This is a genomic window from Oenococcus kitaharae DSM 17330, assembly GCF_000241055.1.
Taxonomy (GTDB): domain Bacteria; phylum Bacillota; class Bacilli; order Lactobacillales; family Lactobacillaceae; genus Oenococcus; species Oenococcus kitaharae.
Map to the genome: position 1 here is coordinate 1,381,466 of NZ_CM001398.1, position 12,781 is coordinate 1,394,246.

General features: G+C 43.3%; 12 protein-coding genes. 2 read left to right on the plus strand and 10 right to left on the minus strand.

Annotated elements, in window-relative coordinates; all coding sequences use genetic code 11:
• Nucleotides 1-22 precede the first annotated feature (22 nt).
• The 5 genes from rpsN to parE form a co-directional block, all read right to left on the minus strand.
• Nucleotides 23-292, minus strand: a complete 270-nt coding sequence (rpsN, locus tag OKIT_RS06930; RefSeq protein WP_007746454.1) for a 30S ribosomal protein S14 — start codon at nt 290-292, stop codon at nt 23-25.
• The gene (gene rpmG / locus OKIT_RS06935) at nt 292-456 is read right to left on the minus strand and encodes a 50S ribosomal protein L33 (protein WP_007746456.1); all 165 of its coding nucleotides are present in this window, start codon (nt 454-456) and stop codon (nt 292-294) included. The genes rpsN and rpmG overlap by 1 nt, the downstream gene beginning before the upstream one ends.
• A 99-nt stretch (nt 457-555) precedes the next feature.
• Nucleotides 556-1,476 (minus strand): manganese-dependent inorganic pyrophosphatase, encoded by a 921-nt coding sequence (locus tag OKIT_RS06940; RefSeq protein ID WP_007746457.1) that lies wholly within the window; start codon nt 1,474-1,476, stop codon nt 556-558.
• Entirely contained in the window at nt 1,477-3,906 is a 2,430-nt protein-coding gene (parC, locus tag OKIT_RS06945; protein ID WP_007746458.1) for a DNA topoisomerase IV subunit A, read from the minus strand. It abuts the gene before it with no gap.
• The gene (gene parE / locus OKIT_RS06950) at nt 3,906-5,927 is read right to left on the minus strand and encodes a DNA topoisomerase IV subunit B (protein ID WP_028291719.1); all 2,022 of its coding nucleotides are present in this window, start codon (nt 5,925-5,927) and stop codon (nt 3,906-3,908) included. The genes parC and parE overlap by 1 nt, the downstream gene beginning before the upstream one ends.
• An 80-nt stretch (nt 5,928-6,007) precedes the next feature.
• Here parE and plsY point away from each other — a divergent pair, with 80 nt between their 5' ends.
• A complete protein-coding gene (gene plsY, locus OKIT_RS06955; protein WP_028291718.1) occupies nt 6,008-6,628 on the plus strand; it encodes a glycerol-3-phosphate 1-O-acyltransferase PlsY in 621 nt (206 codons plus the stop codon).
• Here the strand turns inward: plsY and OKIT_RS06960 are convergent.
• A complete protein-coding gene (locus tag OKIT_RS06960) occupies nt 6,611-7,498 on the minus strand; it encodes an aldose 1-epimerase family protein (RefSeq protein ID WP_050804103.1) in 888 nt (295 codons plus the stop codon). The genes plsY and OKIT_RS06960 overlap by 18 nt on opposite strands.
• Nucleotides 7,491-8,423, minus strand: a complete 933-nt coding sequence (xerC, locus tag OKIT_RS06965; protein WP_007746463.1) for a tyrosine recombinase XerC — start codon at nt 8,421-8,423, stop codon at nt 7,491-7,493. The genes OKIT_RS06960 and xerC overlap by 8 nt, the downstream gene beginning before the upstream one ends.
• Before the next feature lie 130 nt (nt 8,424-8,553).
• Between xerC and OKIT_RS09415 the strand changes: the two genes are divergently transcribed.
• Entirely contained in the window at nt 8,554-9,126 is a 573-nt protein-coding gene (locus tag OKIT_RS09415; protein ID WP_007746464.1) for a hypothetical protein, read from the plus strand.
• Nucleotides 9,127-9,178: 52 nt separating this feature from the next.
• Here the strand turns inward: OKIT_RS09415 and topA are convergent, their stop codons facing one another.
• Genes topA through OKIT_RS06985 form a run of 3 tightly spaced genes read right to left on the minus strand, consistent with a single transcriptional unit; the run spans nt 9,179 to nt 12,781 of the window.
• Entirely contained in the window at nt 9,179-11,200 is a 2,022-nt protein-coding gene (gene topA / locus OKIT_RS06975; protein WP_007746465.1) for a type I DNA topoisomerase, read from the minus strand.
• A gap of 35 nt (nt 11,201-11,235) precedes the next feature.
• On the minus strand, nt 11,236-12,123 hold the full coding sequence (gene dprA / locus OKIT_RS06980) for a DNA-processing protein DprA (RefSeq protein WP_007746466.1): 888 nt from the start codon (nt 12,121-12,123) through the stop codon (nt 11,236-11,238).
• A gap of 25 nt (nt 12,124-12,148) precedes the next feature.
• Nucleotides 12,149-12,781, minus strand: a complete 633-nt coding sequence (locus OKIT_RS06985; RefSeq protein WP_007746473.1) for a ribonuclease HII — start codon at nt 12,779-12,781, stop codon at nt 12,149-12,151.

Below are 12,781 nucleotides of genomic sequence, written 5' to 3' on the forward strand. Positions count from 1 at the left end.
AAGAAATTTGGTGTTTTTAGAATTACCAACTTGCTTTACGAACGCCAGGCAACTGACCCTTATGTGCCAATTGGCGGAAGTTCAAACGACTCAAACCGAATCCACGCATATATGCATGCGGACGACCATCGGTCAAATCACGATTATGTGCGCGCACTGGTGATGCATTACGAGGAAGCTTTGCTAATGCTTGATAGTCGCCAGCAGCCTTTAATGCAGCACGCTTAGCAGCGAACTTAGCAACTGTAGCTTCGATCTTCTTTTCTTTTTCGATCTTGGACTTTTTAGCCATTACTTCACCTCCTTAAATTCAACAACTTGACGCAATTTTGGTGAATACTTCTTCAAAACAAGTCTATCAGGCGTATTGCGACGATTCTTGCTCGTCAAATAAATGCGTTCGCCCGTCTTGTCGTTCCCAAGAACGACGTGATCTCTTTGTCCTTTTCCTGCCATTTTTTCTCCTAAAATTCTATTTAACGAAAGTCAATCAGTACAAGCAAATATTATACACAAGCTAAAATTACTTGTAAAGTGCAAGTTCAATTAATTTGCTTATTTGAACTGCTCGGTGATCGGTGGTACGACTTGTTTCTTCCGTGAAACGACACCAGGAAGATCCAATGAATTGGCCGTGAGTGTCTGACCAAAGGCGGCAGCAATTTTATCTTCATCCGAACCATAATAAAGTGCTTTAGAGTTTGAATTCAGAATATCTGTGATAACAAACAGAAAGCCGTTGTAGCCATCACTAGCAATCTCAGCTTCGATTTCTTTTTTAATGCCGTCCTTGCGTGTCAGGACTTCTGGAATATCAACAGTATTCACTTGACCGATTCTCAGCGTCTTGCCAGCCAGCTCAAAACTCTTGGCATCACCATCAATTAATTCTTTATCAGTCTTCTTCGAAAGATTCGTACCAGCCTTGAGTAGGTGAATACCGAAATCGTCAATATCCGAAACACCTGCTTGTGCAGCCAGCTTACCAATGATTTTGCGGTCAACATCTGTGGTTGTCGGGCTTTTCAGCAGCAAAGTATCCGAAATTAAAGCTGACAGCATCATACCTGCAATTGGTTTTGGAATCTCAATACCATCTCTCTCAAAGAAAGTGAACAGAATTGTCGATGTAGAACCAAGTGCTTCAGCATGGTAAAACAGTGGTGCGCTTGTTTTGAAATCAATCTTATGATGGTCAAAAACATGTGTAACTGTCAGGTCGGCAATATTAGAAACTGATTGTGCCGCCTCATTATGATCAACTAAGACAACTTCTTTTGTGTCAGCCTTTTCAATCACACGTGGTGCTTGTACTTTAAAATAGTCCAGAGCGAATTTTGTTTCGTCGTTAGGTTTGCCAAGTGCGACAGCCTCTGTGTCCATCCCTTTTTTATTTAGATAATAAGATGCTGCAATTGCAGCTGCAATTGCATCTGTATCAGGATTCTGATGCCCAAAAACTAATTCTTTCGCCATTTAATCTATAACCTCTTGTTTTAATCTCACTTTTATAATCATACTATTTTTTTCGACTTTGACTTTTCTTTTAAAGTCATCGTCTAATCCACCCAAGTTATCGGCATTTGCAAAGAAATCGATGACCTGATTGTCGGAAGTAAGCGCCTGCAGCTGCGTTTTGCCTTTATCGGCAATAGCTGTCATACCAGCGATCAAATCGTCTGACATGAAAATTGTTTCGGCACGCTGAACGGAATCATTTGTGGAGATCGGAATTTCCAGAGGATTCAGAATTTTCAGATGGCCTCTGTCATTCATCAAAGCCACGAGATCCGAGTCAGATATCAATGTCATCGCCACAATAGCATCTTTTTTGCCAATCTTGGCGGGTTTTCCACCACTAGACTTGGCAGTCATTTGGGTGATCTCACTCAGTGGAAACTTATACAGATAACCTTTTTGGCTGGCCATAATTGCTAAGAAATCCTGTGTAGCAGCTAATTGAACAGAGACAAGTTTGTTATCGCCTTTGATCGTTATCGCCTTGCTGGCACGTTTTTTATAGTATTTGCTTGGTAAAAGATCTTGCTGGCTGACCTGTTTGATAAAGGCATCGCTGCTGGTCAAAACAAAGCTGCCCTGCCCTTTTAGATCAGGCAAATCGAAAACCTGGACGATGTTTTCATCGGGAGCAAGGCCGGAAATCTCTTGAGAAAGATGTTCACCGACATCTTTCCATTTCGTATCGGCCAATTCATGTACTGGCCGATAAATCATGTTGCCCTTGCTCGTGAAAATGAACAAATGGCTTAAAGTATTCACTTTAGCCAGGTAAACAGCGTAATCGTCATCAGTCAGGCCGTTTTCATCACTGGCCTTGTATGAACGAAAAGAAGCACGTTTGGCATAACCGTTCTTTGTTATTTGGACAACAACGTCCTCATCGGCAATCATAACCGAGGTCTTGATTTTGAGCTGTGCAACTTCCGCTTGGACTTCACTCTTTCGCGGATTGCTATAGCTCTTGTCAATCTCTTGCAGTTCTTTTTTCAGCACTTTATTGAGTTCGCGCGGCTCATTTAAGATGAGATTAAACTCATTAATCTGCTGAGTTAGTTGATCGTGTTCCTGCTGCAAAGCTGTCACATCTGTGTTGGTTAAACGATAAAGCTGTAATGTTACAATCGCTTCTGCCTGAGCTTGAGAAAAATCGAATTTTTTAACCAGATTGTCTTTGGCGTCTTTGCGGCTTTCTGAAGCACGGATTGTGGCCACAACCTCATCTAAAATACTCAGCATTTTGATCAAGCCTTCGACAATATGCTGCCGCGCTTGGGCCTTTTTCAGATCAAAATCAGTCCGGCGATAAATAACTTCTTTTCGGAATTCCAGAAAAGCTGCCAAAGCCTGCTTTAATCCAACGGAGACAGGGCGCTGATGTGCAATAGCTGTCATATTAAAGTTATAAGCAACTTGCAAATCCGTTTTCTTAAACAGGTAGTTCAAAATACCATTTGCATCGGCATCCTTGGTTAGCTCGATGACAATCAAGAGCCCCTCACGACTAGTATCGTCTCGAACTTCACTAATGCCGTTAACGTCTTTATTAACGCGAATTTCATCAATTTTAGCAACTAGTGCCGATTTATTGACTTCATAGGGCAATTCAGTAATAGCAATCTGCTGTTTGCCGGCTTTCATTTTTTTGATTTCTGTCCGAGCGCGAATATAAATTTTGCCATGGCCGGTCGTATAAGCGTCTTTAATCCCGCCCAAGCCTTGAATAATCCCGCCAGTCGGAAAATCAGGCCCTTTGACAAACTGCATCAGATCTTCCAATGAAGCTGCAGGATGTGCCAGCAGGTAAATCAAAGCACTGATGATTTCGCCTAAATTGTGCGGTGGGATTTCCGTCGCATAACCGGCAGAAATGCCTGAAGCGCCATTGACCAGCAGATTGGGAATACGACTGGGCAGAACCGTTGGTTCATAACGTGTGTCATCGAAATTCAAGACCATATCAACGGCTTGACGATCCAAATCAGACAACATTTCGCCAGCAATTTTAGATAAACGCGCTTCGGTATAACGCATTGCTGCTGGTGGGTCGTTATCAATTGACCCATTATTACCGTTCATGTCAATTAAGGGTTCACGCATTTTCCAGCTTTGACTCATACGGACCAAAGCATCGTAAATTGACGAATCACCGTGGGGGTGATAGTTGCCCATGACGTTGCCGACAGCTTTAGCTGATTTGCGATATGCATGCTCGAAGGTATTTCCGTCCTCATTCATGGCAAACAGAATTCGCCGCTGAACCGGTTTTAAACCATCACGGATATCTGGTAAGGCACGCTCTTGAATAATGTATTTAGAATAGCGGCCAAAGCGTTCGCCCATGACATCTTCGAGGCTTAATTCTTGAATTCGGCTTTCATCTGCCATCAAACAGGCTCCTTTTCGTTAAGTTTCGGGTGATAGGTCCCATCATTACCGTTGACTGTGTCTAAAATCGACCCGGCTTCATCCAAAGAGAATGCGACATTGTCTTCGATCCATTTTCTTCTCGGTGCTACTTGGTCACCCATTAACACCGTGACCCGCTTTTCAGCTAAAGCAGCATCTTCAATCCGGACACGGATCAAAGTACGATGGTCAGGATCCATAGTTGTTTCCCAAAGTAGGCTGGCATCCATCTCGCCAAGCCCCTTATAACGTGTAATCGCATAACCGCGTGCAGCTTTTTTCGTCAAATCGGCCAGTTGCTCATTAGTCCAGGCAAAATCTTCAGTTTTACGTTTGCCGCTGCCTGCTGTGACCTTGTACAGAGGCGGCAGTGCAATGTAGACACGGCCAGCTTCGACAAGCGGCCGCATATATTTGTAAAAGAAAGTCAGCAGCAAGGTCTGAATGTGGGCACCATCATCATCGGCATCGGTCATAATAATTACTTTATTATAGGCAGCGTCTTTCAAACTGAAATCGGATCCGACTCCCGCTCCGATTGTGTAAATCATTGTGCTGATTTCTTCATTTTTCAGCAATTCGTCTAGACTTGCTTTTTCTGTGTTTAGGACTTTGCCTCTTAAAGGCAGCACAGCCTGGAACTTACGGGCTCGTCCTTGCTTGGCTGACCCGCCAGCCGAGTCACCTTCGACGAGAAAAAGTTCGTTTTTCGATGCATCTTTAGATTGAGCAGGTGTTAATTTACCAGACAGCAAATGTTCCTTGCCCTTTTTCTTTTTGCCGCTGCGTGATTCATCACGCGCTTTTCTTGCGGCCTGTCGGGCTTCACGAGCACGAAGCGCCTTTCGAACCAGATTTTGAGCAAAATCACCGTTCTCCATCAAATAGCGGCCCAGCTGTTCGGATAAAACAGAATCCACGGCCGATCTTGCTTCCATTGTGCCCAATTTCTCTTTGGTCTGGCCTTCAAATTGCAGAATATCTTCAGGGATTCGCAGATTAATCACGACTGCCAGCCCTTCACGGACGTCAGAACCTTCGAAATTGGCATCTTTTTCTTTTAAAAGACCAATTTTACGTGCGTAGTCATTAAAAGCTTTTGTCCAAGCGGTTCTAAAACCAGTCTCATGAGTTCCGCCATCCGGTGTGTGGACGTTATTGACAAAAGAGAGCAGCGTTTCGGAATAACCATCATTATACTGAGCAGCAACCTCGACCTCGATTCCCTGCTGGCTGCCATCAAAATACATAATGTTGCCGATAACCGACTTTCCTTCATTTAAATAACTGACAAATTCTTTAATGCCATCCTTGTAACAGAATTCTTCTACCGTCGATGGCTCTGTTCGTTCATCTGTGAGAACAATGCGAATACCCTTAAGCAAAAAAGCTGATTCGCGCAAACGGTCGGAAATTGTTTGAAATTTATATGTTGTTGTTGAAAAAATCTTTGGATCAGGCTTGAAAGTGATCGTCGTGCCAGTCTGGTCGCGCGTTTTACCAATCTTTTTCAGGCTGCCGTCCGGATGTCCGCCATTAATAAAGTGCTCACGATACTTGTAGCCATCACGATTGATCTCCACCGTAAGGCTTTCAGATAAAGCATTAACGACAGAAGAACCGACACCATGCAGTCCGCCGGATGTTTTGTAACCGCCTTGGCCGAATTTTCCACCAGCATGCAAAACAGTCAAAATGACCTCGGGTGTCGGCTTGCCTGATGCATGCATCCCCACCGGCATACCACGACCGTGATCAACAACTGTGATTGAATTATCCCTATGGATCGTGACTTGAATGCTGTCGCCAAATCCAGCCAGAATTTCATCAACAGCGTTGTCAACAATTTCCCATACTAAATGGTGCAAACCTCGGCTGTCAGTCGAGCCGATATACATGCCAGGACGGACACGAACAGCCTCCAGGCCCTCTAAAATTTTAATATCTGATTCGTCGTATGTGTTTGTGTTTTTTTGCGTCATAGCCACCCGTGCGAACATTCATTCGCTATCAGTTTGTAAAGATACACTATTTGAGTTATTTTTTGCAAGTCAAACAAAAAGCACGCTATACTTATTGAGTGATTTTCAAAGCAATAATCTATATAATCCTAGCCTATTTGATCGGTTCCATCATGTCAGGCTACTGGATTGGAAAAATTTTTTATCATGAGGATATTCGTGATATGGGGTCCGGAAATATCGGGACGACCAATGCCTTTCGCACACTTGGAGTAAAAGCTGGTATTGTTGTCATGATTTTGGACATTGCAAAGGGAACTGTTGCTACTTTATTACCGGGAATGCTGGGCTTTCATGGTGTTAATCCATTAATTTTCGGCCTTGTTGCCGTGCTCGGGCACTGCTTCTCTATTTTTATGCATTTTCATGGCGGAAAAGCTGTCGCAACCACGGCAGGCGTAATGCTGGGCTATAATTGGCAATTCTTGCTAGTCTGCGCTGTGATCCTGCTTATCACGCTCTTGCTGACGTCGACAATGAGTCTTGCATCAATCACGAGTTTTGTTCTCGGCACCATTTATTCGTTTTTTATCGGTGATCTATTTCTATCAGTTATTTGTGTGATTGCCTGTGCTGTCACGATCTATGCGCACCGGGAAAATATCAAACGCATCAAAAATGGCAGCGAATCGAAAATACCCTTCGGTTTCCCCTACTGGTCATCAAAGAAAACTCATTGAATAATTGAAAAACTGTTTTTCACCTGCTGGCAGTTTTTTGATTGCGAGTTTGTGATCGAACTGCTGGTCACTGTCGGTTGTGTCTGCCACACCCCACCATGGTTCCAAAGCTACAAAATTTGCGCCTTGAGAGCTTTTTGACCAAATCCCGAAGAAATCAACATTTTCAGCCGCAACGGCGATCCGAGCACTTCTCTGGCTTGGGTCGTCTTTTTTCATATTAGCCTGTAAAAACAACTCAGTATAAGGCTTGTCGGCTTTTAAAATGATCGCGTCATTAATAAAATCCGATCGTTGAATTTTGTGAACGGATGAAAAACTAAATTTGCCAATCGGCTGAGGATTCAAATAATTACCAGCCAATACGTAACGTGTGAAAGTCTGTTCATTGGCTGTGACGCTTGTTTGTGCATCACTGAAATCGGCATTGAAGGCAGGATGCCCGCCAATAGAAAAAGGCATTATGCGGTCACTGCGATTAGCGACCTGATAAGTTACGCGTAACTGAAAACCGACCAGCTCATAATGCGCTTCCAACGCAAAATCAAAGGGATATTTTACTAATGTTTCAGGGTTCGATTGAAAACCTAATGTCAAACTTTCATCGTCCTGAGATACAAGCTGCCAGTCAAAATCACGGGCAAAACCATGCTGGGACATATGATATCGTTTACCCTCATAAAGGTAGCTGTCATCTTGAAGACGCCCAACGATTGGAAACAAAATAGGTGCATGCCGCTTCCAAACTTTCGGATCTGCCTGCCATAAATATTCGTAACCGCCATTTGCGGCTTTGACGGAAGTGACTTCGGCACCGGCCGAGGAAATTGTCACCCTTAGAAAATTGTTAGTTAGTTTATATTCAGTCATCATGTTTTATTTTAGCCCGATCGAAAAATTTTTCGTAACTTTCCTGCAGGTTTTTCGTTGTGATATGTGTGTAGATTTGTGTTGTTGATAAGCTCGCATGCCCCAGCAGTTCTTGGACAGTTCGGATATCAGCACCATTATTCAGCATGTGCGTTGCAAACGAATGCCGCAGCATGTGGGGATGAACTGAACCGGTGAGCGTCGATCTTTTAGAAATTTGTTTAAGAATATATTCAGCACCAGTTTCGGTCATCTGCCGGCCTCGAGTATTAATGAAGACAAAATCGTGCTGCTGGCCGAATTTTGTCATTTGTTCCTGGCGCCAAGGGAAATATTTTTGAAGCGCTTGAGCAGCCGGTTTCCCAAAAGGAATAATCCGTTGTTTATTGCCTTTTCCAATAATATTCAGCATTCGGTTTGCAAAATCAATTTGTGGAAACGTGAGATTGGTTAGTTCAAAAATTCGCATCCCGCTCGCATAAAGCAATTCTACCAGTGCCAAATCCCGCAAATGCTCTGCATCCTCAAGGCTGCCGGCACTATGCAAGTAGTCCAAGATCTCATTAGGATAAAGGAATTGAGGCAGCTTCTTATTTTTTGATCTAAATTCAATCCCAAAGAATGGATTTTGAGTTAATAAATCATTGTCAAGCAAGAAGCCGTAAAATGTGCGCAAACTTGATATTTTGCGCGCAATTGTGCTTTTGGCAAGATGCATCTCATACAAGCGATTCAAAAAAATACGGACGTCAAATCTATCGATCTTGGAAAACTGCTTAAATCCCCCATTTTGATCAAAAAAATGGACAAATTCTTGAATATCAGAAAGATAGGCTTGGGCAGTTTTCTTGGAATATTGGCGTTCTGACAAAAGATAGTCGCGGTAAAGCATCATTTGTTCTTCGTAATTTGCCATTGCAACCATTATAAATGCCAGTCGGCTATTGTGCCCCATTTGTCCTTTTATCTTATGAATTGGTAAAAGTCATTAAGCGTTTTTAATCTGCCAGCCCAGGATCGTTAAACACCGATAAGATTCTGTTAGAGGCTCGATTATGACAGAAATTTCATCTATTAATCCAGTAGAAAACATCCGTTTAAGCAGCGAGCTGTGGAAAAATAATGCGCTCGAGAAACTGCATCTTTTTCGGCAAAAGACAGTTGATATATATGACCATTGCCTGATTGCGCAAGTGAATTTTACGGATCGGATGAAACATAATGCGCAATTAGCTGCTATCGCCCAAACACCTGCACCGGCTTTTGCAGCCGCCCTGCCGACGGCGGCCACGAGTTTTTCAGCTTTTTGGGCAAGATCGGCATATTTCAAAAACAGTCTGACAAATATTGCCAGACAAATTAATCTCTTTGCCTCCTGGGCTGCAGTTCAAACTCAAGCACTGAGCAGAACACTTGCCTTAATGGGAAAAAACCTTGCCGTCCAACTTGAACCAGCAGTCAGAAAACAGTTGTCAATTCTTGACTCATTCGTCAATCAAAATATGATGCAGCCAGTAGTAAGGGCAGCACGACACCCGATCAGGATTCTAGTTGTCACTTTGTTTACAGGCTTGACGATCTATATTGTCATCACAGCGACGCAGGCTTTTATAAACGGCAACTGGTAATCATGCTCCATGCTTGCTAGAAAAAACCTCTCATTTTTAAAATGAGAGGTTTTTAATTACTGCTTTTTACTTCTGTCTTTGTGTCATCGCTATCTTCAGCCGGCTTCGGCTTTGTCCAGCTGGCAAAATCACATTCTGGATAACGCGAGCAGCCATAAAAGACACGGCCGCGTTTTGTATGCTTGACAACCACATCGCCAATACCGCATTTCGGACACTTCATGCCGATTTGTTCAACAATTGACTTGGTCCCATGACAGTCAGGAAAACGTGCACAGGCGTAGAATTCACCTCTCCTGGACCGTCGAATAACCATCAAGCCGCCGCAGTTATCACATAATTCCGGCGCGATCCGATCATAGATTGGTACTTTTTCCAAGTTTTCAACGGCTGCATCAACTTCTTTGCTGAAAGGCCGATAGAATTCATCGATTACTTTTTGCCATTTTGCACTGCCAGTCTCGACTTTATCCAGCTCGCTTTCAATCTTGGAGGTGAATTTTTTATCAGTCACTTCTGGAAAAGATTTAACGACCACGCCTTGAACAATATCGCCCAAATCGGTCGGCACAATTTTCTTCTGATCAAAACCGATATAACCGCGTCTTTGCAGCGTATCCATAGTTGGCGCATAAGTGGAAGGACGTCCAACGCCAAGTTCCTCTAATGCACGGATCAGAGTTGCTTCAGTGTATCGTGCCGGCGGCTGGGTAAAATGCTGTTCAGGCAGGTTAGAGACCATTTGCACATGATCACCAATCTTTAATGCTGGCAAAATATTATTTTTCGTCGATGATGTCTTCATCACTTTCGTCCAGCCATCAAACAGAACCTTGATGCCTGTTGCCCGCCAAGTTGCTTGCTTTTGAACAATCATGAGTGATTGATTTTCGAGCCTTTGTTCGCTCATTTGACTAGCGACAAATCGTGACCAGATGAGATTATAAAGTCGGTACTGGTCGCGCGTTAGAATCGTTTTCAAAGATTCGGGCGTACGCTTAACATCCGTTGGCCGTACAGCTTCGTGGGCATCTTGAATCGAATCTGATTTTTTAACCAAATTATGACGATGATAGTAATTCTCACCATATTCGGCCAAGATAAAGTCCTTTGCCATTTCTTGTGCAGTTTGCGACAAGCGAGTAGAATCGGTACGCATATACGTAATCAAACCAACATGTCCGACTTTCGGTAAGCTGATTCCTTCGTACAAGCCTTGGGCAATCTGCATCGTTTTGCGAGCGTGAAAATTCAACTGCGAGTTGGCCGTCTGCTGCAAAGTCGAGGTCGTAAACGGGTTTGGTGCATTCCTTTTTGATTCTTTAGTTTGCAGATCACTAATTTCAAAATCTTTTTTTGTATCAATCTGCTTGAGAACTTCAGCAACGGCAGTCTGTTTTTCTAATTTGGTCTTTTTGCCGTTCAAGCCATAGAAATCGGCTGAAAATTCTTGTCTGCCTGCTTTGAATATCGCTGCTAAACTCCAATATTCCTCAGGCACAAATGCCGAAATCTCTTTCTCTTTATCGAGAATTAATCCTAGCGCAACGGATTGTACACGACCCGCTGATAAACCGCGTTTGACTTTTTGCCAAAGAATCGGACTAATTGAATAACCGACTAAACGGTCTAATACGCGTCTCGCCTGCTGAGCATCGACCAAATCATGTTCAATACTGCGGGGATGCTTAAAGGCTTCTTTGACAGCAGGTTTTGTGATTTCGTTAAAAGTAACACGGTTCTTGCCATCCTCTGGAAGTCCGAGAATATGTCCCAAATGCCAAGCGATTGCTTCGCCTTCACGATCCGGATCAGAAGCCACGTAAACAGCTGATGCAGCCTTAGCAGCCTTTTTCAAGGAATTGATCAGCGGTGCTTTACCGCGAATATTGATATATCTTGGCTCATAATTATTAGCTGTATCAACACCAAGCTGAGATTTGGGTAAATCGCGAATGTGGCCCATTGAGGCTAAAACCTCATAATCTTTGCCTAGGTAATTTTCAATCGTGCGTGCCTTGGCCGGGCTTTCAACGATGACCAGTTTTTTTGCTTTTGTTTTTTTAGTTACCACGAATATCAGTCTACACTAGCTGTCAAGTATCTATATTAGTAACAGATGATTTCATTTAAAATATCATCGAGTTTCAAAGCGGGACGAGCACCTGCTGCAATGAGCTGATTTGTGCCCGCAGAACAGCTGCCATTGATGTTTCCAGGGACTGCCAATACGTTCCTATTTTCCTGTGTTGCATATGCAGCAGTGATCAGGCTGCCAGAACGTTCTTGTGCTTCGATGACAAGAGTTGCTGACGATAAAGCTGCCAAAATGCGATTTCTAGCCGGAAAATGATGCTGTTTAGGCCTAGTTTCTGGGAAATATTCTGATAATAACAAACCATTTTCAGCAATGCGATGCTGCAGATCTCGATTTTCAGCAGGATAACAAATATCCAGACCATTTCCGATTACCGCAATTGTCCTGCCGTTTTCTGCTAACGCCAGCTGTTGTGCGTAGGCATCTATGCCCTTTGCTAAGCCTGACACAATCGTGACACCAGAAGCAGCCAGTTTTGGTATGAACGACTCTAGGGTCTTTCGGCCATAATCCGACATTGTTCTCGTCCCGACAATTGTCAGCAAAGGTGCAGATAAATATTCAAGATCACCTTGGTAAAACAGAATCACAGGTGCTTCGTAGGATTCTCTCAATTGTCGAGGATATTGCCGGTCGCAAATGGCTAGAAATGGAAATTGCGCATATTTCTCTTTGAAATTCACAAAATTTTCAGCTAATGTCATATAATCATTCACAATAGACGTTTGCAAAAAGTGGTAGTTATCATACTTCATCAATAAATCTGTAAATGCGGCCCGCCCCAGCGGCAAATCTTTCTCCGCGATCTGATTATTAACGAGATAGTCATAAATAAAATGTTCTTGCTTTGGCGTCGTTAAAACGGTATGCAAAAGCAGCAGGTATTCTCTAAGCCTCATGTTGCCTCCTGCTTTGTATTACGTTTTATTTCAACAGATTCGAAACTGGTGCAAATGATTTTCTATGTATTGGCGTGATTCCGTACTCTAAAAGCGCTTTCTTACCTTCCTTTGTCAAATACCCAACGTTACGTTCAAAGCCGTAGCCAGGGTATTTTTCAGCCATTTTGGCCATGATTCGGTCCCTGTGGCCCTTTGCAAGAATCGAAGCTGCTGCAATTGAATTCGATAATCGGTCGCCATGGATGATTTTGACTTGTTTAAGGGGCAAATCGACAGACATTGCATCAATCACTAAAGCAGATGGTTCAGTATGCAGTGCCAAAACGGCTTTTTTCATTGCTTGCCTGGCTGCTTGATAAATATTAATTCGATCAATTTCAGCGGCTGACACTTCACCAAATGCAAAGTCCAAAACCGACTTTTTCAGCTCCGCTTCAATAGCTAGACGCCTAGTTTTAGTGAGACTCTTTGAATCAAAAGTTTCGGCCAGGGAAAAATCGGCCGGAAGAATGCAGGCACAGGCAATCACTGGCCCGGCGACACAGCCGCGGCCAACTTCATCAATTCCGGCAACGATTGGAAAACCGGCCGTTTTTAATTCATTTTCAAATTGAAAACGCGCTGGGAAATCAGCGCGTATGTCAGCTATTTTCAT